Here is a 20,414-nt window from a genome sequence, read left to right on the forward strand (position 1 = left end):
AAGCTCCCTCGGGCACCGCTCCGAGCGTCGCGTCGGCCGAGATCCCCCCTTCACCGGAGCGAACCCGATGACCCAGACCGTCCCCTTCGGCGGCAAGGACCTGCGCGTCCTGCTCAAGGACTCCGCCACCGACACCACCCCCGACTTCGTGGCGATGATCACCACCAAGGAGATCGAGTGGGTCAACGAGTTCGACGATACCTTCCTGATCGGGTCCGAGATGATCGGGCTCACCACCGTGAGGTCGGACGCCGCGACCTTCCCGGCGGTGGCGCAGCTCATCGGCCTGGCAGCCGACGCCCGGTCGATCCTGGGGAGCGCGACGAAGATCGGCTATTCGGCCGACTGGACGGAATACGCCAGTCATCGCCCGGCGGACGGCTCGGGCGATGTGTATTTCCACCTCGACCCTTTGTGGTCGAATGCCAATATCGATTTCGTCGGGATCGACAATTACATGCCGCTCGCCGATTGGCGCGACGGCTTCGACCATCTCGACGCCAAGGGCGGCACGTTCACATCGGGGGTGCCCTCGCCCTACGATCCGGGATACCTCACCAGCAACGTCGCGGCCGGCGAGCTGTTCGACTGGTACTATCCGACGCCCGCCGCCGGGGACGCTCAGGCCCGGGCGCCGATCGCCGATACGGCCCATGGCGAGCACTGGGTGTTCCGCCTCAAGGACCTGCGGGGCTGGTGGGCGAACCCGCACCGCCACCGGCCGGGCGGGGTGCGCCAGGCGCAGGCGACCGCGTGGGTGCCGCAGGGCAAGCCGGTGCGCTTCATCGAAGTAGGCTGCCCGGCGGTCGACAAGGGCATGAACCAGCCCAACGTCTTCGTCGATCCGAAGTCGTCCGAGTCGTTCCTGCCGTACTACTCGAACGGCCGGCGCGACCTCGCCGCGCAACGGGCCTACCTCGAAGCCACCTTGGCGTATTGGCAGGGCGCGAGCGGCAACCCGGTCTCGTCGGTCTATGGCGGACGGATGGTCGATCCCGAGCGGCTGTTCGTCTGGACGTGGGACGCCCGGCCCTACCCGGACTTCCCGCGTCAGGCCGCCGTGTGGAGCGACGGGCCGAACTACCGGCTCGGCCATTGGATCAACGGCCGGCTCGGGCTCACGCCGATCGCCGACGTGGTGGCCGAGCTGTGCGGCGGGCTCGGGGTGCCGATCGATGTCGGCGGGCTCCATGGCCTGGTGGAGGGCTACGCCATCGCGGAGGTGCAGACGCCGCGGGCCTCCCTCGACCCGCTGCGGGCGTGCTTCTTCTTCGACGCGGCGGAGTCGGCCGGGCGGCTGGTCTTCGCCCCGCTGGCGCGAGCGCCGGCCATGCAGCTCACCGCCGACGACCTGGTGGCGCGGGGCAGCACCGGCGGGGACTACCGGCGCACCCGGGGCGAAGAGACGGCTTTGCCGGGGGTGGTGGCGCTCACCTACATCGATCCGCATCGCGGCTACCAGTCGGTATCCGTGGAGGCGCCGGCGGGTCTGGATTACGCGCTGTTCGACTTCGCGGTGAACAGCGGGCCCACGCGGGCGGTGATCGGGCTGCAACGGGCCTTGAGCATCGCCGACGACGGGCGGCTCGGGCCGGTGACGCTGGCGGCGCTCGCCGGCCGGGACGTGCCGGGGCTGGTGAACGCCCTGTGCGACGGGCGGCTGGCCTTCCCGCGGGCCCTGTCGACCTGGCCGCGGTTCGGCCGGGGCTGGGGCCGGCGGGTCGAGGAGGTGCGGGCCGCGGCGCTCGCGCTCCACGCCGCGCCCGCGAGCGCTCCTGCCTGTCCGACCTGCGGGCGCGCCCGGGCCGCCTGAGATCCGAGCGCCGGCGGCATCCGGCGCCTCCTGTCGAGAGGCACATCCATGCGCAAGCTCCTCACCCCGGACCTTGCCCGCCGAACCCCCGTTGAGAACGGAATAACAAACAGCGTAACATTGACGCCGTTCCGGCCATCGCCATTCGTTGTTTTTCAACGGCTTAACTCGTGTGAGAGGTCGGCACGACGGCCTCTCTCCGCCAGTACTTTGCTGGTCTGAACTATCCCATCTTTTCAGAGATTGAGTGTTTACGCTCCTGGGGATGTTCCCCGAAGCGTCCGCCGCGAGATGCGGCAGGCTGTGAGAGCCGGTTTCGACGCTCGCAAGTGCTGAGGGGCAGGGCACCCGCGGCGTATCACGCACGAGACGCGTGCCCTCCCTCCGCCGCGTGCGCCGCAGCCGATCCAACAGCCGCCGCTAGAGCATTTTCCGACGAAGTGGATGCCGGTTCGTCGAAGAAAATGCGGCAAAACAAAGACTTAGAGAGCTTCGCGATGGCAACGCGATCGTGAAGCGCTCTAGGGCTGAACCTCGGCAATCCGGAAGGACTGCGTTGCAGGCCGGGACGATACCGATCCCGCTTGGGAGCGGCATGTCTCGCGGCCGGAGCCCTGGAGGCAGGTGTGTCGGAATACCCCGGCCTCTTCGATGGGATGCGGGCGAGCTAGCCGGGTCGGCGATCCTGGTGCCCGGTCGTTCCGGCGATGTCGCTCACCGTCCCCGGGCCATTGGGATGCTCCGCCATGAAGCGCTCGAAGGTGGCACGATCCTCGGCGCGCTTCAGCGTGTCGATGAAGCTGTCGAACTCCTGGCGACGGGTTTCGAGAGCGTGGCGTTGCGCCTCGATACGGCTGATCTCGCCATCGCGCCACGCATCGAAGGCCGTGTTGCCGCTGGTGCGTGCCGACGTGAACCAAGGCCGGTCGCGGAGCACGGCGCCACGCTCGAAAGGCCGGCGTAGACGCTGGAAGCCGGAGAGGCCGGACAGCTTGAGATCGTACCGCCCGAGCGCCTGGCGCGCGACGAGGACGAGGCCGGCAAAGCCGCCGATGTAGAGGGCGTCATGGATGAAGGGCATGATGGGCATGGGAAGGCTCCTCGCGCATATCGGCGCCGGTGATGGAGCCCGGAGCATGCCACCGTGCCCCCGATGCAGCCTGAACCACCCCGTTCAGAATGGGTTCAGCTTTCCAGCGATGGCCGTGTCGCCGGTTGGCCGCAGGGGGAACCGACGATGGGACCCATGGACAAGCCACGGAGTCTCAGGGGCGCCCCTGCGACCGGCGGAAGCCAACAGGCCATCTCACGCGTCGAGCGGGGTCCCGGCGCCAAGGACGGAGGTCGAGCCCCGGCCGGGCAGGGACGTTTCGCGGCCGCCCCATCGCAGGAGGCGGGGCACGGCGGCATACCGGATTCATCGCCGCCGCCCTGCACCCCACGCCCTAGTTCCTTGTGACTAGAACCTCCGACCGATTGCCTCTCGAAAATCACCGGTATTTCATTCGACAGTTGTTTACGGAAAAACCTCGAGGTCGGCGCATGAACCTATTGTCCGCACAGCCGTCCGGGCCTGCGGGAACGCGCGGCGAGATCTTTGCGGACTCGGGCTCACCGGCCCTTGATTGTCGGATTTTGAACATGTCGGCGGCCGGCGCCACCCTGGCCGTTCCGGACGGCGGTGCGGTGCCGGAGACGATCACGCTCGCCATCGCAGGAGAGTTCGTGATGCGGCGCTGCCGCGTCGTGGACCGTCGGCGAGGGCGGATCACCGTAGCGTTCGAGATGCCGGTCTGAGCCGCGTCTGAGGGATCGAGGACGGCCCGGCGGCGCACCGCGGTGGAGCCCCCCGGTCCTCGACGCGCGAGGAGCGCTGCACCGGCCCCTTCAGATCCGCTGCCTCTCAGATCACCTGCACCTTCGTGCCCACGGGGACGAAGCGATAGAGTTCGATCACGTCCTCGTTCAGCATGCGAAAGCAGCCCGCGGAGGCGGCGCGGCCGATCGAGTGCGGGTTGGTGGTGCCGTGGATGCGGTAGAGCGTGGAGCCGAGATAGAGCGCCCGGGCGCCGAGCGGGTTGCGCGGGCCACCGGCGACGTGACGGGGCAGGCCGGGGCGGCTGCGCCGCATCTCCGGCGTCGGGGTCCATTGCGGCCATTCCTGCTTGGCGGTGACCGTCTCGACGCCCTTCCAGGTCGTGCCCGGGCGCCCGACCGCGACGCGGTAGCGGATCGCCGTGCCGTCGCCGCGTACCAGGTAGAGAAAGCGGGCCGCGGTATCGACCACGATGGTCCCGGGCGCCTGGACGCCGGGAAAGCCGATCACCTTGCCGCGCCGCACCGACGGCAATGCGATCGGGGCGACGGGCGCGGGAGCGGCCGGGGGCACGAGACGCGGCGCGGGCGGCAGCGGCTCGGGGGGAAGCGCGGCGACCCGGATGGGAGCCGGCGGGGGCGCCGCCGGGGCCGCGACCGGGCCGGTCGGCGCGTCGGGCGTCAGCGAGACCAGGCGGATCGGCGCGTCGGGCAGCGGCAAGGCCGGTACCGTCGCGACGCTCGCCTGCGGGGCTGGCATGGGCGGAGGGGCTTGCACCGCCTGCGGGGCTTGCACCGCCTGCGGGGCTTGCACCGCCTGCGGGGCTTGCACCGCCTGCGGGGCTTGCACCGCCTGAGGAGTCTGGGCCGCCGGCGAGGTCTGGGCCGCCTGGGGCGGTCGAGCCTGCTCCGGCATCCCGGCCGGTGAAGCCGGGGCGGCATCGGCTGTAACGCGGTCGGTCACCCCGATGGCTGCGGCGGGGCGGGAGCGGCAGCGATAGACGCGTCGACCATCCGCCCGCATCGTCACCGGGCCGATCGCGTCGACGACGATCTGCCGGGGCTCGGCGTTGGTGCCGGCGCGGCGGTCCTCGGGCGAGCGGAAGCAGCGCATATGGAGGCGGTAGCCGATCGCGGTGTCGGAGACCTTGTCGATCCGGCAATCGAGGTCGTGCGCCTGCAGCCGCGCCTCCGCCTGCGGCTTCAGGCGGATCTCGAAGGCCCGGGGGCTCGCCGGGTCGGCGCAGTCGCGCAGGGTCGGCGCCCACCAGCCCGCCGGCGACTCGTCGGGCTTCATCGCGTGGGCGCCGCCGCAGAGGAGAAGCGCGGGCAGGAGCACGGGCAGGAGCACGGGCAGGTGCCGGGCGAGGCGTCGCATCGGGGAGGCTTTCGGAGCGGGAGGCGGCGTCGGCGAGGCGGGGATCATCGCGTGCGAGGAGCGTCCGCGGCGGCGACCGACCGGAAGCCGTTCGCGGCCGGGGCGACGCCGACCACCACGAAGCCGCTCCAGCCGGCCCGGGGGGCGGGGCCGGCGGAGGCGGCGGGCCGGGCCGGGCCGGGAGCGTCGGCGACGAGCGCGAGGCGCACCTCGCCGTCGCTCCGGCTCTGGTTCCGGGGGGCCGGGGCGGGGGGCGGGGGTGCCGGCTCTTCCTCGAACAGCCCCGCCCGCAGGAGGAGCGGCGCCTCCTCGGCGACGCGCTGGCGCTCGCCGGCCGGCGGCCGGGCCGCCATGCGGGTGCCGAGGCGGTCGAGGGCGAGGCGGATCGGCCGCGCCCGCGGGGCGTCGAGGACCGCGAGCGCCGCCTGGGTGTCGGCCTGCGCCGGCACGACATGGACGACCCGGTAGCCCCGGGTCTTCAAGGCGCGCAGCAGCTCGGGCAGGATCGCGACGGTGCGGGGCTGGATGTCGTGGAGCAGGATGATTCCCCGCCCCGCCGCGTCGAGGCGCCGGAGCACCCGCTCCATCACCGCCGCCGGGGCGATGCGCTTCCAGTCGTCGCCGTCGACGTCGATGCTGAACGGCACCAGGCGCTGGGCGGCGGCGTAGCGGTCGAGGGCGGGGCTGTGTCCGAGCCCGGGGAAGCGGAAGAACGGCGAGAGCGCCGCCTCGTCGCCGGCCAGCACCGTGCGGGCGGCCGCCAGCCCGCCGTTGATCTGGTCCCGCCGCACCGCCTGGCTGCGCACCCGGTCGAGGTAGCGGTGCGACCAGGTATGGGTCGCGACGGTGTGCCCCTCGGCGGCGGTCCGCCTCAGGGTGTCGGGGAACTGCGCCACCATGCTGCCGATGACGAAGAACGTCGCCTTCACGCATTCGGCCCGCAGGGCGTCGAGCACCGCGTGGGTGCGCCGGGGCAGCGGGCCGTCGTCGAAGGTCAGCACCACCTCGCCGCGCGCGAGCGGCAGGGTGCGGCCGTAGCTCGCCCGGCCCACCGGGCCCTGCGCGAACGGCACTTCGAGGGTGCGGGCGGTGCCCAGCGCATCGTCCCGGCATTCCGGCGTCGCCAGGACCGGCGAGGCGGCGAGAAGACCGGCGACGGCGCCCGCGAGGACACCGGGCGACAGCGGGAGCTTGAAGCAACGCACGAACAAACCCCGCCACCGACGCCGGCCGTTCCGCGCATTATCTCGGGGAAAGCTGAGCCGCGGGTAAACGCTCCGGCGATCCGCCGTCGTCCATCCGGGACGAAGGCAGCAAGAACCGCCCCCGTCGCCGTTCCGATGTCGAACATCCGGCGGAAGGACCCGGATTCATGGATCGGTCACTTCCCGGCCATCAGGCGACGACAGGCGAGGCCGAGGGATCGACGTCGGGACCGGCCGTCGAGAACCCGGCCGATCTCCCGCGGCGTTATCGGCGACGCGCACTGTGAAACCCCGCATCGCGCCCGACCCGCCGGCCCCGAGCGGGCCGCTTAACGGGACGCTAACCATGGCCGTCGTTCCGTCATCCGGGGAGCAGCGGGATCGGGGCGGATGGCACGGCACGGACAGACCCTTCGGGCGGAGAGCCGGCCGCCCGGGGCCGTCGCAACGGCGGCGCCTCCCGCGCCGCAGCCCGGTCTGCTGGCGCCGGGCCTCCTGACGCTGGCGCGCTGGCGGCTGCTCGCCATGCACCGGAACGCCGAGGTCGGGCATCTCGGCGGCAACCTGTCGGCGCTCGACGCGATGATGCTCGTCCATCACGAGATGTTGGGCGAGGCGGACCGCTTCGTCCTCTCGAAGGGCCACGCGGCGGGTGCGCTCTACGTCACCCTGTGGAGCCGCGGGCTGATCGCGGATGCCGAGCTGGACACCTTCCACGGCGACGGCACCCGGCTGCCCGGGCACCCCCCGGCCCGCGGCCTGCCGGGAAGCCGCTTCGGCACCGGCAGCCTCGGGCACGGCCTCTCGCTCGCCGCCGGGCTCGCCCTCGCGGCCCGGCTGCAGCGCCGGGCGGGGCGGGTCTTCTGCCTGACCTCCGACGGCGAATGGCAGGAGGGCTCGACCTTCGAGGCGATGATTTTCTCGGCCCACCAGCGGCTCGCCAACCTGACGATCCTGATCGACCACAACCGGCTCCAGGGCTTCGGCACGACGGGCGAGGTCGCCTCGCTCGACCCGATCGGCCGGGCGCTCGCGGGCTTCGACGTCGAGATCCGCGAGGCGGACGGGCACGACCTCGCGGCGATGCGCCGGGCGCTGGCGCCCGGCATCGACCGGCCGGTGGTCGTCGTCCTGCACACCGTGAAGGGCCGTGGCGTGCCGGCGATCGAGGGCCGCCTCGACAGCCACTACCTGCCCCTCACCGAGGCGCAGTACCTCGCGGCGATTCTCGGCACCCCCGGGACGACCGGGGACGAGGCCGGCCCCGGGGAGAATGCCTGATGCGACGGGAATTGTGCCAGGCCCTCGTCGCCCGGGCGGCGAGGCCGGAACTGGTCTTCCTCACCGGCGACCTCGGATTCGGGGCCCTCGAACCCCTGCGCGACGCGCTCGGCGAACGCTTCCTCAATGCCGGGATCGCCGAGCAGAACATGATCGGGGTGGCGGCGGCGCTGGCGAGCGAGGGGTTGGAGCCCTGGACCTACACGATCGCGCCGTTCTGCTATGCCCGCGCCTTCGAGCAGATCCGCAACGACGTCTGCCTCCACCGCCTGCCGGTCCGGATGCTCGCCAATGGCGGCGGCTACGGCTACGGGGTGATGGGCCCGACCCACCATGCGCTCGAGGATTACGGTATCCTCTCGACGCTGCCCGGCTTGCGCATCCTGGTCCCGGCCTTCGATTCCGACGTCGGCGACGTCGTCGCGGCGGCCGGCGCCTCGCCCGGCCCGGTCTATGTCCGGCTCGGCCGCGGCGAGTTGCCGGCGGGATGCGCCGCCCCGGCCTACGCCCCGTGGCGCCGCCTGCGCTCCGGCCGCGGCCCCGTCGTGGTCGCGGTCGGACCGATGGCGGGGATCGCCTGGGGGGCCTTCGCGCAGGACGGCGAGGCGGGACCGGAGGTCTGGGCGGTGAGCGAGCTGCCGCTCGCCCTCAGCCCCCCGCCGCAGGCCTTCGCGGACGCGCTCGCCGGCCGCACGCTCTGCGTCGTCGAGGAGCACGTCGCGCAGGGCGGCCTCGGCCAGGCGCTCGCCGCCTGGTGCCTGACCAGCGCCGCGGCGCTCACGGGATTCCGCACCGTGACGGCGGCCGGCTACCCGTCCGGCACCTATGGCTCGCAAGGTTTCCATCGGCGCGAGAGCGGCCTCGACGCCGAGGCGCTCCGCGGGCTTCTCGCATGACCCCGACCACCACCGACTGGATCGACAGCCTGAAGGGCCCCATCGCCGTGCTGGGCGCGGGCGGCTTCGTCGGCTGCAACCTCTTCCGCCACATCCTGGCGCGGCGGCGCGACGTCTACGCGGTCGCCCGCACCCTGCCGGCGCCCCGCCTGCGCGGCATCGACCCGAGGCACCTCGTCGCCGTCGACGTCACCGACCGGGCGGCGCTCGCCAGCTTCGCCGAGGCGATCCATCCGGCAACGGTGTTCGACTGCATCGCCTACGGCGCCTACTCGTTCGAGACCGACGCCGACCTGACCTACGCCACCAACTTCACCGCCCTGGTCGACCGGGTGGAGCGGTTCGCGCAAAGCGGGCGGCTCGCCGCCTACATCCATGCCGGCTCCTCCTCCGAGTACGGGCTGAACTCCGCCGCCCCCCCGGAGGACGCGGCGCTTGTCCCCAACAGCGCCTACGCGGTGTCGAAGGCGGCGGCCGCCCAGTACCTCGCCTATGCCGGCAAGACGCGGCGCTGGCCGGTGGCCAACCTGCGGCTCTACTCGGTCTACGGCCCCTACGAGGATGCCAACCGGCTGATCCCGGCCGTGGTCTCGCGGGGAATCGCCGGGGGCTACCCGGATCTCGTCGACCCGACCATCGCCCGCGACTTCGTCTACGTCGAGGACGTGTGCGAGGCCTTCGTGCGCGCGGCCGCCAAGATGTCGCCCGACCTCTACGGCGAATCGATCAATATCGGCACCGGGATCGAGACCACGATCCGCGACCTCGCCGGCACGGCCCGCGAGGTCTTGGGGATCGCGGACGCCCCGCTTTTCGGCGCGATGGCGCCCCGGGCCTGGGACATGGCGCGCTGGCAGGCGAACCCCGAGAAGGCCGAGCGCCTGCTCGGCTGGCGCGCCGGCACGCCGCTGGCGCAGGGGCTCGCCCGCACCGCCGCCTGGATGCGCGAGGCGGGAGCGGACCTCACCGGCCTCACCAAGGCCGGGGCGACGCGCCGGCGCAGCATCGCGGCGATCATCGCCTGCTACAAGGACGAGGAGGCGGTGCCGATCATGCATGCCCGCCTCACGGCGGTGTTTCGCAAGATCGACGTCGACTACGAGATCATCTTCGTCAACGACGCGAGCCCGGACGGGTGCGGCGAGCGCATCCGCGCCTTGTCGGCCACGGACCCGCACGTGCTCGGCATCACGCATTCGCGCAACTTCGGCTCGCAGATGGCGTTCCGCAGCGGCATGGAGCTGGCGACCGCCCAGGCCTGCGTGCTCCTCGACGGCGACCTCCAGGACCCGCCCGAGCTGATCGAGCAGTTCCACGCCGCCTGGCTCGAAGGCCACGATGTGGTCTACGGCCGGCGCGTCAAGCGCGACATGCCGGTGATCTGGGGCCTGCTCTACAAGGCGTTCTACCGGGTCTTCGCCGCCTTCAGCTACGTGCGCATCCCCCACGATGCCGGCGACTTCTCGCTGATGGACCGGCGCGTCGTCGGCTGGCTGCTCAACTGCCCCGAGCGCGACCTGTTCATGCGGGGCCTGCGCGCCTATGTCGGCTTCCGCCAGACCGGCGTCGACTACGTGCGCCCCAAGCGGATGTTCGGATCGAGCACGAACAACCTGCTCTCCAACCTCGAATGGGCCAAGCGCGGGATCTTCTCGTTCAGCAACACCCCGCTGAAGCTGCTCACCGCCACCGGGACCGCGCTCCTCGGCCTCTCCGCGCTCCTCGGCCTCGCCATGGTGGTGCTGCACCTCGCCGTTCCCGGCATCGCCCCGCGCGGCGCGGTCTCGACCCAGCTGGCCATCCTGTTCTTCGGCGCCCTCAACCTGTTCGGGATCGGGCTCGTCGGCGAGTACGTCGCCAAGATCATGGAGGAGGTGAAGGCGCGGCCGCGCCTCATCCGGGCGGCACTGATCCGCAACGGCGCCGCGACCGACCTGCCGCCCGAGGGCGGGACCCGGCCGTGACGCCGGACGCCTCCCGGCCGGACGACATGCCCCGTCGCGGGCTCGGCCACTTGCCCTTCGCGGCAGTGGTGATGCTCGCCGCGGCGCCGAACCTCCTGTTCCTGGCGACCCACCTGGCGAACCGGCCGCTGGCCGTGGGCGCCTGCGCCTGCGTCGCGGCGGCGCTCGCCCTCGTGCTGCGCGACCTCGGCCGGATGCGGGCGCCGCTCGACGGTCCGCTCCTGCTGGTCTGTCTCGCGACCGCCCTCGTCCTCTGCCTCCTGGGCGGTCAGGCGCACCTGTTCTTCGCCAACGACGACTGGCTGATCCGCGACGCGGTGCTGCACGACCTCGTCGCCGAGCCCTGGCCGGTCGGCTACCTCTATGCCGGCGACGCGACGATGCTGCGCGCGCCGCTCGGCCTCTACCTGCTGCCGGCGGCGATCGGGAAACTCGTCGGCCTCGCCGGGGCCCATGCCGCGCTGCTGGCCCAGGACACGATCCTGTTCGGTTGCCTGTTCTACGGCTTTGCCCGCCTCGCGCCCTCGCGCCGGCGCGGCCTCGCCCTGCTGGCGGTCTTCGTGGTCTTCAGCGGCTGGGACATCGTCGGCAGCATGATCGTCGACGATCCGCTGATCCCCGGCCGTCATCTCGAGCAGTGGCTCGGCACCCTGCAATTCTCCTCCCACGTCACGCAGCTCTTCTGGGTGCCGAACCATGCGGCCTCCGGCTGGGTCTTCGTCGGCGCCTACGGCCTGTGGCGCTCCTGCGCCTTGCGGGCGACCTCGCTCGCGGTGGTGTTCGGCCTCTGCGTGTTCTGGTCGCCGCTCAGCATGATGGGCGCCCTGCCCTTCCTCGCCGCGGCACTGGTCGCGGATCTCTCCGCGCGGCGGCTCACCCTCGCGGGCCTGACGGCCCTCGCCTGCGCGGGCCTCGGCCTCGTGCCGGTGGCGCTCTATCTCGGCGCCGACGCCACGCGCGTGCCGCACGGATTGCAGGCGCTGACCGGCACCTTCGCCGGCCGCTACGTCCTGCTGATCGCTCTCGAACTTCTGCCCTTCCTGCTGATCCTCCGGCTTTCGCCGTCCGCGGGCGACCGCTGGACGCGGCGGGAGACCGGCCTCGTCGCCGGTCTGCTGCTCGCCGTGCCGCTCTACCGGCTCGGAGGGGCGGATTTCGTCATGCGCGCCTCGATCCCGGCGCTCGCCCTCCTGGCGCTCCGGGTCGGGGCGGCGGTCCCGGACCTGCACGGCCCCCGCCGGATCATCGCGGTGGCGATCCTCGGTTTCGGCGCCGTCACGCCCGTCTACGAGGTGATCCGGGCTCTCCGCGTGCCGGCTTTCGCGGTCAGTTCCTGCTCGCTGCTCGCCGCCGCCCGGACGCCGCCGAACGACGGCCCGCTCTTCCACTACGTCGCCCGGATCGACGCCCTGCGGGGGCAGCCCGCCGACCGCGTGCTCGCCAGGCCCGAAGCCCTGGTGCGGCGCGTGCCGCAGGCCATGTGCTGGCCCGACCACCCGGCCCACCAGGAGCATGCCGGGACGATCTTCTGAGGCCCTCGTCGGCGGGCCGTCAGCCCGGCCGGCGGGCCGTCACGGTATAGCCGAGGCAATCCTCGCCCCAGTCGCCGCGCAGGGACAGGGTGCCGATCAGACCGAGCAGGCCGAGGACCGGCAGCAGGGCGAGACCCAGGAGACGTCGCGCCGGATGCCCGGCGGGATCGCCGAGCGGCAGGAGGCAGAGCGCCATCGCCTTGTAGCAGGCGACGGTGACCGGGTTGCCGCGGGCGGTGACGCGGATCTCGCGAAACCCCGCCCGGCGCAGCAGCCGGTCGAGCGAGGACGGCGTGTAGCGCCAGTAATCGTAGGGAACGAAGTGCCAGCGCGCCGCGAAGGGCACCGTGAGGACGAGGCGTCCGCCCGGCCGCAGGCAGGCAAAGAGCCGATCGACGAAGGGCGCCGGGGCCTCGACGTGCTCCAGGACCTCCGTGCACAGGACGAGGTCGACGGAGGATGGGGCGACCGGCCAGTCGTCGCCCTCGTAATACTCGGTATCGGGAATGGCGTAGCCGAAGCGGTCGCGGGCGTCGGCCCGGTCGATGCCGCGATAGCGGGCGGTCCGCGGCAGGAGCGGACGGAAGACCTGGGCGCCGCAACCGACATCGAGCACGTCGCCGGAGGCGGCGGCGAGTTCGCCCCGCAGGTCGCGCCAGGCGGACCCGGCCTGGAGATCGAGCAGGCGGCGGCCGGCAGCGAGCAGGGCGTCCCAGCGGGAGCGGCGGGGGCGGAAGACCGGCGGCTTGAAGCGCTCGGCCGTCGCCTCGATCAGGTTGCGGCGCGTGGCGTGCGTGCTCATCCGGTCGCGATCCGATCGCCGAGGGCGCTCATGCGCTCACAGCCGCCATACCGACGCGCGGCGATGCGCAGTCCGGCAGGCTGACGATCATGAAGCGAAGTGCCGTCGGTAAGAGATGCCGGAGCAATATGGCGCGCCCGAAAGGATTCGAACCTCTGACCCCCAGATTCGTAGTCTGGTGCTCTATCCAGCTGAGCTACGGGCGCCCGATCGAAGATCGTATCTTCGACTATAACCGACCACGATCGCGTAACGATCGAAGCCGGGCAACAGGTGTGGAATGGCGCGCCCGAAAGGATTCGAACCTCTGACCCCCAGATTCGTAGTCTGGTGCTCTATCCAGCTGAGCTACGGGCGCCCGACCGAAGATCGTATCTTCGACTATAACCGACCACGATCGCGTAACGATCGAAGCCGGGCAACAGGTGTGGAATGGCGCGCCCGAAAGGATTCGAACCTCTGACCCCCAGATTCGTAGTCTGGTGCTCTATCCAGCTGAGCTACGGGCGCCTGAACGGCGGGAATTGCTCCCCGCCGGTGGAAGTGGGATCTAAGGGGTCCGCCCTGGCTTGGCAACCCTTATTTCGCCGGCGCGGGGTCACCGGCGAAGGGGGCGTCGGAGATGGGCGGAGGCATCGAGCCCCCTCCCCCGACGCCGGGGGCCGTCCCTGCGTCAGAAGCCGGCTTGGGTGACGAACTTGGTGTTGAGGTAGGCCTCGATCGCCTCCGAGCCGCCCTCGCTGCCGTAGCCCGAATCCTTGACGCCGCCGAAGGGCGTCTCCGGCAGGGCGATGCCGTGGTGGTTGATCGACATCATGCCGCTCTCGACCCGGGTGGCGAGCTTGGTCGCCGTCTCGGCCGAGCGGGTATAGGCGTAGGCGGCGAGGCCATAGGGCAGGCGGTTGGCTTCCGCGAAGGCCTCCTCGTCGTCCGAGAAGCGCTGGATCGCGGCGATCGGCCCGAAGGGCTCCTCGTTCATGATCCGGGCGTCGAGCGGCACGTCGGTGAAGACCGTCGGCTCGAAGAAGTTGCCCTGGTTGCCGATGCGCTTGCCGCCGGTGCGCAAGGTCGCGCCCTTCTGCTCGGCATCGGCCACGAAGCCCTCCATCGCCTCGATGCGGCGGCCATGGGCGAGCGGGCCCATCTTGACGCCGTCCTCCAGGCCGTTGCCGACCTTGAGGCCCTGCGAGAGGCCGACGAAGCCGTCCACGAAGGCGTCGAACACCGAATCGTGGACGAGGAAGCGGGTCGGCGCGACGCAGACCTGGCCGGCATTGCGGAACTTGTTGGCGCCGAGCACCTGCACGGCCTTGTTCACGTCGGCGTCGCGGAAGACGATCGCCGGGGCGTGGCCGCCGAGCTCCATCGTGGCGCGCTTCATGTGCTTGCCGGCGAGCGCGGCGAGCTCCTTGCCGATCGCGGTCGAGCCCGTGAAGGTGATCTTGCGGATGATCGGGTGCGGGATCAGGTAGGACGAGATCGTCGCCGGATCGCCGAAGACGAGGCCGAGCACGTCGCCCGGCACGCCGGCGTCGAGCAGGGCCTGGATCAGCGCGGTGCAGCTCGCGGGGGTGTCCTCGGGACCCTTGAGGATCACCGAGCAGCCGGTGCAGAGCGCCGCCGAGACCTTGCGCACCGCCTGGTTGATCGGGAAGTTCCACGGCGTGAAGGCCGCGACCGGGCCGACGGGCTCGCGGATGACGAGCTGCATCACGCCCTCGGCGCGGGGCGGGATCACCCGGCCATAGGCGCGCCGGCCCTCCTCCGCGAACCAGTCCATGGTGTCGGCGCCGCCGAGCACCTCCATCTTGGCCTCCGCCACCGGCTTGCCCTGCTCGAGGGTCATGATCCGGGCGATCTCGTCGGCGCGCTCGCGCATGAGGTTGGCGGCCTTGCGCAGCACCTTGCTGCGCTCGAAGGCCGAGACCTTGCGCCAGGCCTGGAAGCCGCGCTCGGCCGCCGCGAGGGCCTGGTCGAGGTCGTCGGTGGTCGCGACCGCGAGCTGGCTCAGGGTCTCGCCGGTGGCCGGGTTGAGGATCGGCATCGTCTGGCCACCGCTGCCGGCGCGCCACTCGCCGGCGATGTGGAGCTTCACGTCTGGGAACATCGGGGGCCTCGTCCTCGTACCGGAGCGAATGGCCCCGAACTTAAGGCAGTCCCCCGGCCACCGACAGGCGGTGCCGCGCAAGGCCCCGTGCCCGCAAGCGCCTTGTCGCCCGTGCCAGGACCTGACAGACTTCCCGCCTTACGATTGCCGCCTTACGGTTGCCGCCTGACAATCGGGCCACCTGCCCGGTCAGCGTGCGCCGATGGCGCGGGCGATGTCCTCGAACCGCTTGTGCGTCTCGTCGATCTGGCCGGAGACCGTCTGGCGCGTGCAGGCCGCGACCGTCATGCCGTGAAAGAACTGGCCGGATCCGTGCCGGGTGCGGCAGTCGAGGTAGTTCGGCAGCACGAAGACCATGAACAGCACGAAGGCCGGAAGGCCGAGCTTCAACACGAGCCTGACCGGCCAGGGCAGGTAGGCGGAGGCGCGCTCCCGCGCGCTCCGGGCCGGGGCGGCCGAGACGATGATGCGGATGTCCACCGGCTCCCGGCCGGGGCCACGGTCGAGGCGCCCGATCCCGCCGGTCGCGGACGTTTCGCCCCGGTTCTCGCTCCGGCTCCTACTGCGGCTCTTGCCCAGCATCCCGTCCCCCGGCCGCTCACCGCGGTCTCGAGCGGCACCCGATCGCCCGGCGACCGGCGCGGCCCCAGGTCGTTGATGGTGCCGCGTCGTCGGCACATGCGCGATCCCCGGCGACGATCCCGCAGCCTACAGCATGACGTGCAGGCCGAAGGTCTCGGGCCGGAACGGCAGCCGGAACGTGACGGCGAACCCGGTCTCGAGGTGGCGCACCACGGTCGCGCGGCGCTTGCCGAGGGTGACGACCTCGCCCACGGCCGGGCGTTCGGCGACCGAGATGGCCGCACCGGTCATCGACAGATCGATGATCGTCCCGGACTGGACCTGGCCGTCGGCGCGGCGCACCTCGACGCTGCGCACGGTCGGCACGATGCGCGGGTCGCTGCGCTGGTCGGTCCGCCCGCTCGCCAGGCCGGCGAGCCAGTCGAGGCGGGCGGCGAAGCGGGCCCGGCGCTCGGGTCCGACATCGACCGCCAGGGTGAAGCCGTCCGGCCGGATCGACTGGATGGCGCCGGCCACCGGGCCGACATCGTCGAGATAGAGCGTGACCGGATCGCCCAGGAGGCCGCTCTCGGGCGCCAGCACGTCGATGACCGCGAGGGACAGGCTGCGGGTCTCGCAGGCATGCTCCGCCCCGCCCGGCAGAAGGTAGCGGCCGCCGACCCGAATGTGGATCGGCTGGGTACCCGGTTCCGATTCAGGCTGGATATGCAACTTCAAGGCGTCCGCCACGGTCGTTCGATCGATCAGCAGTCGTGTCGCCCGAGGATCGTTCGACCGCAAGGGCGCAGGCTGCTGCCGCTCCACCATCGACGAAGAGGCTTAATGCGGCGTGCATGCGACACGAACGGACACGATTCGGCATCGGCGTGGAAGCGGCTTCCGTGGATGCCGCGATCACGGAAGCCGGGAGCCCTACTCCGCCGCGAACAGGCCGGCGGGCTCCTCCACGGTGCCCTTCGGATCGCCGGGGGCGGTCTCGCAGCCGAGGGCCGGCAGGGCGACGACGCGGTTGCCGCGGAAATCGGTGCGGCACACCGCGGCGCCGCGGCTCTCGACATAGGCCAGCAGCCGCCGCGCCCGGCCGGGCGAGCGCGAGCCGATGGCCCGCGCCAGGGCATCGTCCGAAGGGCACGGGGCGCCGGCCCGGGCGGCGCGGGCGAGCAGCAGGAAGAGGCCCTGGACCTCCTCCGGCAGGCCCGCGCAGGCCGCCATCACGGCCTCCGCCTCGTCGCCCTCGGCGGCCTCGCCGTCGACGCCGGCCCGCGCGATGGAGAGGCGGCGGCGGAAGCGACCGAGATCGAGGGGCTCGCCCGGCAGCCGGCGCATCCGGCAGCGGACGAGGAAGTCCTGGTAGAGCACCGCGATCGGGTGGTGGGCCCCGTCCGGGTCGGCGGCGATCTCGCGCAGGATCTCGGCGAGCGCCGCGTCCCGCTCCGCCTCGCTCATGCTCGGCGGCGCCTCGACCGGCTCCGGCGGGCGGTACTGGGCGAGTTGCTGCAGGAGGTCGGTCGGCGTCGCCCGCGGCGCGGGAGCCGGACGCGGCGCGGGCATCCAGCTCACCTCGCTCTCGGCGGGCGTCAGGATCAGGTCGCGCAGGGAATCGCCGGCGGCCGGGCTCGGCAGCGGAACGAGCTTGGGGCTCGACGAGCGGGCCGAGGTCGCGACCGGCCCGATGGCGATCGGCAGCGGGCGCTTCGACAGGGCGGGCCCCAGCGCGATGAAGTGACCGCGCTCCAGATCGCGAAAGCTCTCGGCCTGGCGCCGTTCGAGGCCGAGCAGGTCGGCGGCCCGCGCCATGTCGATGTCGAGGAAGGTGCGGCCCATCAGGAAGTTCGACGCTTCCGCCGCGACGTTCTTGGCGAGCTTGGCGAGGCGCTGGGTCGCGATGATGCCGGCGAGCCCGCGCTTGCGGCCGCGGCACATCAGGTTGGTCATCGCGCCGAGCGAGGCCTTGCGGGCCTCGTCCGAGACCTCGCCGGCGGCGGCCGGGGCGAAGAGCTGCGCCTCGTCCACCACCACCAGGACGGGGTACCAATGGTCGCGCTCGGCCTCGAACAGGCCGCCCAGGAAGGCCGCGGCGGCGCGCATCTGCGCCTCGACGTCGAGGTTCTCGAGCGTCAGCACCACCGAGACCCGGTGCGCCCGGACCCGGGCGGCGATGCGCTGGAGGTCGGCCTCGCCGTGATCGCCCTCGACGACGACGTGGCCGTGGGCGTCCGCCAGGGTGACGAAGTCGCCCTCCGGGTCGATCACCACCTGCTGGACGTGCGGGGCGCTCTGCTCCAGCAGCCGGCGCAGCAGGTGCGACTTGCCCGAGCCGGAATTGCCCTGGACGAGGAGGCGCGTCGCCAGCAGTTCCTCCAGGTCGAGGGCGGCCGGCCGGCCGCCGCTCGCCACCCCCATCTCGACGCTGATCGTCATCTCGGCTCCCTGCGATGGCCCGACTCGTAACACGGCAGGCCCCGCCCCGATCCGCGCCGCGCGGCGGGGTCCACAGGGAGTTCGCGTCAGCCGAAGGTCAGGGCCCGCGATCCCTCCCCCATCCGGCCCAGCATCCGCTTCCGCCATCCCTCGACCGGGTCGTCGGGCTCGAGCAGGTCCGGCCCGCCGACGGCATGAGCCCACAGGAAGGCGCCCATCACGGCGTAGTCGGCGTAGAGCGGGGCCTGCCCGCCGAGGAAGGGTTGCGCCCGCAGCACCGCCCGGACCGGAGAGAGCGTGCGCCGCACTGTGACGCGCTGCGCGTCCTCATCGGGGCAGACCGCCTCGAGCGGCTTGCCGAAGCGGGCCTCGCGGCTTCGGCGGAAATAGGCCCGGTCCGCCTCGGCGAGGTGGCGGTGGATGGGAAGCAGGAGCAGCGGCACCAGGGCCGGGTGCAGCACCTGGTCGGTCCAGGCGACGTGGAAGCGCGTCAGCGCCTCGCCCGCGTCACCGCCGAACAGCGACGGGCGGTCGGGATAGGCCGCCTCCAGATGGGCGGCGATGACCGAGGACTCCGCGATCGGCCGTCCGTCCTCGACCAGGACCGGGACCTTGTCCGAGCCCGAGAAGGCGAGCGCCTCCGTCTGCGTGAAGCGCCACGGCCGTCCCTCGAAGGCGAGGCCCTTGTGTTCGAGGGCGAGGCGGATGCGCCAGTAGAACGGGCTGAAGCGCCGGTCCGGGTCGGCGGCGGCGAGTTCGTAGAGCACGCGGGTCACGGGCTTCCTCCGGCGGCGCCCCGTGGGCCGGGCGGCCTTGCCGGCGGATCATGGCGGCGGGCGGCCCGGGCGGCAACGCGGGATCGTCTCCTCCCGGGGGATGGTCCGGTTCGGCAGATCGTCTCGGGGGCTCGCTCGCCAACGCATGGCTGCCGGGTGAAACCACGGCCGAGAATCAAGCTCGGGATCCCCTCTCCCGCGTGGGAGAGGGGCAGGGACGACCGAAGATCGCGCAGGGTACTGCGATCCTGCGTCAGGCTATGATCGTCCCGCTATCAGCACGACGCCGAGCGGCTCAGAGCCTGTTTGAATGCATCCCACGGATTTGACATCCTCAATGTGATTTCGGGTCCGCGCACAAGAACCCGGAATGACGATGAGGGTATGAAGACTGTCGGTCATGTCGAACAGGCTCTCAGAGCCTGTTCGAGCAGGATCGTCTTTCATAAAGCCGGAACCAGCAGGGCATATCCGGCCCACGACCTCATCCTGAGGTGGGAAGGTAGGATATGCTTGATCATCCGGATTTCAGCGAAAGAAAACCACTCAAACAGGCTCTCACACTGAAACATGTCGCCCTCACGCGCGATCTTCGAACGCCTGCCTCCCCGGACAGCCCGGCCTGAAGCGAGCGAGGCGGTGGCGACGCAGCGCGACAGCTTGGTCGACGCGATGATGCGCGTCGCGCCGTCCGCCTCCATGAGCGCAAGAAAATAAATTCCAGCGACGCAGGCCACCAGAGAAACCCTGCCTTATCTCGCGTTCAATTTTGGTTTTCTCATTCATTGACGGCATATCCGGGGAATGAGAGCTTTCGCTCATCCTCGACGATCCGGCAACGACTGTCGCTTGCCCCGGATGACTTACCGGAGTTGACTCGATGCATCCGACACGCCGCTCCGTCCTCGCGGGGCTGATGACGGCCGGCGCCCTGGCGGCGGGCCCGGCCCGCGCCGGGGACGCCGCGCCCAAGGAATTCCGGATCGGCTACCAGAAGATCGGTCTGATCGTCGTCACGCGCCAGCAGCAGCTGATCGAGCGGCAGCTTGCGCCGCGCGGCATCGCGGTGCGCTGGTTCGAGTTCCAGGCCGGCCCGCCGCTCCTCGAAGCGCTCAACGCCGGCAGCATCGATTTCGGCTATACCGGCGACGCGCCGCCGATCTTCTCCCAGGCCGCCGGCGGCAACCTCGTCTACACGGCGGCCGCGGCGCCGTCCGGCGAGGGCGAGGCGATCCTGGTCAAGGACGCGTCCCCGATCCGCACCGTCACCGACCTCAAGGGCCGCAAGGTGGCGGTCGCCCGCGGCACCTCCTCGCACAACCTGCTGGTCGCCGCCCTGGAGAAGGCGGGCCTGCGCTTCACCGACGTCACGCCGGTCTACCTGTCGCCGGCCGATGCGGGCTCGGCCTTCACCGGCGACAGCGTCGACGCCTGGGCGATCTGGGACCCGTACTTCGCCATCGCGCAGGCGCGCGACAAGACCCGGGTGCTCACCACCTCCGGGCAGACCCTCGACGTGTCCGGCTACTTCCTGGCCAACAAGAGCTTCGCCCAGGCCCATCCGGCGGTGGTGAGCGCGGCCCTGCGGGGCCTGGAACAGGGCGCCGCCTGGGCCGAGGCGCATCGCGATCAGGTGGCGCAGGCGCTCGCCGAGGTTACCGGGATCCCGCTGCCGATCCAGAAGGCCGCCGCCGACCGCACCCAGTTCGCGGTGCGTCCGCTGACCGACGCGATCCTCGCCGGCCAGCAGGCCACCGCCGACCGCTTCCACCGCCTCGGCCTGATCCCACGGGCGATCACCGTGCGCGACGCGGTGTGGGTGGCCCCGCCGCCGTCCTGACG

General features: G+C 71.7%; 15 protein-coding genes, 3 tRNA genes and 1 pseudogene. 7 read left to right on the top strand and 12 right to left on the bottom strand.

Annotated features, from left to right (window positions below):
- Positions 1-196 precede the first annotated feature (196 nt).
- Positions 197-1,786 (top strand): annotated as a pseudogene (locus miv_RS05760) (baseplate megatron protein TIM-barrel domain-containing protein); the annotation flags it as partial.
- A 694-nt stretch (positions 1,787-2,480) separates the two neighbouring features.
- Here the strand turns inward: miv_RS05760 and miv_RS05765 are convergent.
- The gene (locus tag miv_RS05765) at positions 2,481-2,903 is read right to left on the bottom strand and encodes a DUF2852 domain-containing protein (RefSeq protein WP_207181831.1); all 423 of its coding nucleotides are present in this window, start codon (positions 2,901-2,903) and stop codon (positions 2,481-2,483) included.
- Between the two features lie 452 nt (positions 2,904-3,355).
- Here miv_RS05765 and miv_RS05770 point away from each other — a divergent pair, with 452 nt between their 5' ends.
- Positions 3,356-3,610, top strand: coding sequence for a PilZ domain-containing protein (locus miv_RS05770; protein ID WP_207181832.1), 255 nt, complete (start codon positions 3,356-3,358; stop codon positions 3,608-3,610).
- A gap of 106 nt (positions 3,611-3,716) precedes the next feature.
- On the opposite strand, the gene miv_RS33810 is transcribed toward miv_RS05770, so the two are convergent.
- Together miv_RS33810 and miv_RS05780 are read right to left on the bottom strand one after the other, a co-directional pair.
- Positions 3,717-5,006: a L,D-transpeptidase gene (locus miv_RS33810; RefSeq protein ID WP_342345230.1), complete on the bottom strand. Its 1,290-nt coding sequence runs from the start codon at positions 5,004-5,006 to the stop codon at positions 3,717-3,719.
- 44 nt (positions 5,007-5,050) lie between these two features.
- Entirely contained in the window at positions 5,051-6,211 is a 1,161-nt protein-coding gene (locus miv_RS05780) for a polysaccharide deacetylase family protein (protein WP_207181833.1), read from the bottom strand.
- A 390-nt stretch (positions 6,212-6,601) separates the two neighbouring features.
- Here miv_RS05780 and miv_RS05785 point away from each other — a divergent pair, with 390 nt between their 5' ends.
- The 4 genes from miv_RS05785 to miv_RS05800 are packed head-to-tail and all read left to right on the top strand — an operon-like array spanning position 6,602 to position 11,884.
- A complete protein-coding gene (locus tag miv_RS05785) occupies positions 6,602-7,492 on the top strand; it encodes a 1-deoxy-D-xylulose-5-phosphate synthase N-terminal domain-containing protein (RefSeq protein ID WP_244276428.1) in 891 nt (296 codons plus the stop codon).
- Positions 7,492-8,388, top strand: coding sequence for a transketolase family protein (locus tag miv_RS05790; RefSeq protein WP_207181834.1), 897 nt, complete (start codon positions 7,492-7,494; stop codon positions 8,386-8,388). Before miv_RS05785 ends, miv_RS05790 begins: the two co-directional genes overlap by 1 nt.
- On the top strand, positions 8,385-10,352 hold the full coding sequence (locus tag miv_RS05795; RefSeq protein ID WP_207181835.1) for an NAD-dependent epimerase/dehydratase family protein: 1,968 nt from the start codon (positions 8,385-8,387) through the stop codon (positions 10,350-10,352). The genes miv_RS05790 and miv_RS05795 overlap by 4 nt, the downstream gene beginning before the upstream one ends.
- Positions 10,349-11,884 carry a hypothetical protein gene (locus tag miv_RS05800; protein ID WP_207181837.1) on the top strand — a complete coding sequence of 512 codons (1,536 nt, stop codon included), beginning with the start codon at positions 10,349-10,351 and terminating at the stop codon, positions 11,882-11,884. Before miv_RS05795 ends, miv_RS05800 begins: the two co-directional genes overlap by 4 nt.
- A 19-nt stretch (positions 11,885-11,903) precedes the next feature.
- On the opposite strand, the gene miv_RS05805 is transcribed toward miv_RS05800, so the two are convergent.
- From miv_RS05805 to miv_RS05845, 9 genes are all read right to left on the bottom strand, one after another.
- Positions 11,904-12,686: a class I SAM-dependent methyltransferase gene (locus tag miv_RS05805; RefSeq protein ID WP_207181839.1), complete on the bottom strand. Its 783-nt coding sequence runs from the start codon at positions 12,684-12,686 to the stop codon at positions 11,904-11,906.
- A 129-nt stretch (positions 12,687-12,815) separates the two neighbouring features.
- Positions 12,816-12,892: transfer RNA gene (locus tag miv_RS05810), tRNA-Arg, on the bottom strand.
- A 75-nt stretch (positions 12,893-12,967) separates the two neighbouring features.
- Positions 12,968-13,044, bottom strand: a tRNA-Arg gene (locus tag miv_RS05815).
- 75 nt (positions 13,045-13,119) lie between these two features.
- Positions 13,120-13,196: transfer RNA gene (locus miv_RS05820), tRNA-Arg, on the bottom strand.
- A gap of 163 nt (positions 13,197-13,359) precedes the next feature.
- Positions 13,360-14,793 (bottom strand): NAD-dependent succinate-semialdehyde dehydrogenase, encoded by a 1,434-nt coding sequence (locus miv_RS05825; RefSeq protein WP_048425889.1) that lies wholly within the window; start codon positions 14,791-14,793, stop codon positions 13,360-13,362.
- 189 nt (positions 14,794-14,982) lie between these two features.
- Positions 14,983-15,273: a hypothetical protein gene (locus miv_RS05830; RefSeq protein ID WP_125901102.1), complete on the bottom strand. Its 291-nt coding sequence runs from the start codon at positions 15,271-15,273 to the stop codon at positions 14,983-14,985.
- A 228-nt stretch (positions 15,274-15,501) separates the two neighbouring features.
- On the bottom strand, positions 15,502-16,086 hold the full coding sequence (locus tag miv_RS05835) for a PilZ domain-containing protein (protein WP_244276429.1): 585 nt from the start codon (positions 16,084-16,086) through the stop codon (positions 15,502-15,504).
- Positions 16,087-16,287: 201 nt separating this feature from the next.
- The gene (locus tag miv_RS05840) at positions 16,288-17,796 is read right to left on the bottom strand and encodes an ATP-binding protein (protein ID WP_207181841.1); all 1,509 of its coding nucleotides are present in this window, start codon (positions 17,794-17,796) and stop codon (positions 16,288-16,290) included.
- An 86-nt stretch (positions 17,797-17,882) separates the two neighbouring features.
- A complete protein-coding gene (locus miv_RS05845) occupies positions 17,883-18,572 on the bottom strand; it encodes a glutathione S-transferase N-terminal domain-containing protein (RefSeq protein WP_207181843.1) in 690 nt (229 codons plus the stop codon).
- An 880-nt stretch (positions 18,573-19,452) separates the two neighbouring features.
- Between miv_RS05845 and miv_RS05850 the strand changes: the two genes are divergently transcribed.
- The gene (locus tag miv_RS05850) at positions 19,453-20,412 is read left to right on the top strand and encodes an aliphatic sulfonate ABC transporter substrate-binding protein (protein WP_058617236.1); all 960 of its coding nucleotides are present in this window, start codon (positions 19,453-19,455) and stop codon (positions 20,410-20,412) included.
- Positions 20,413-20,414: the final 2 nt, after the last annotated feature.

It is taken from the genome of Methylobacterium indicum (assembly GCF_017347565.1).
GTDB lineage: Bacteria > Pseudomonadota > Alphaproteobacteria > Rhizobiales > Beijerinckiaceae > Methylobacterium > Methylobacterium indicum.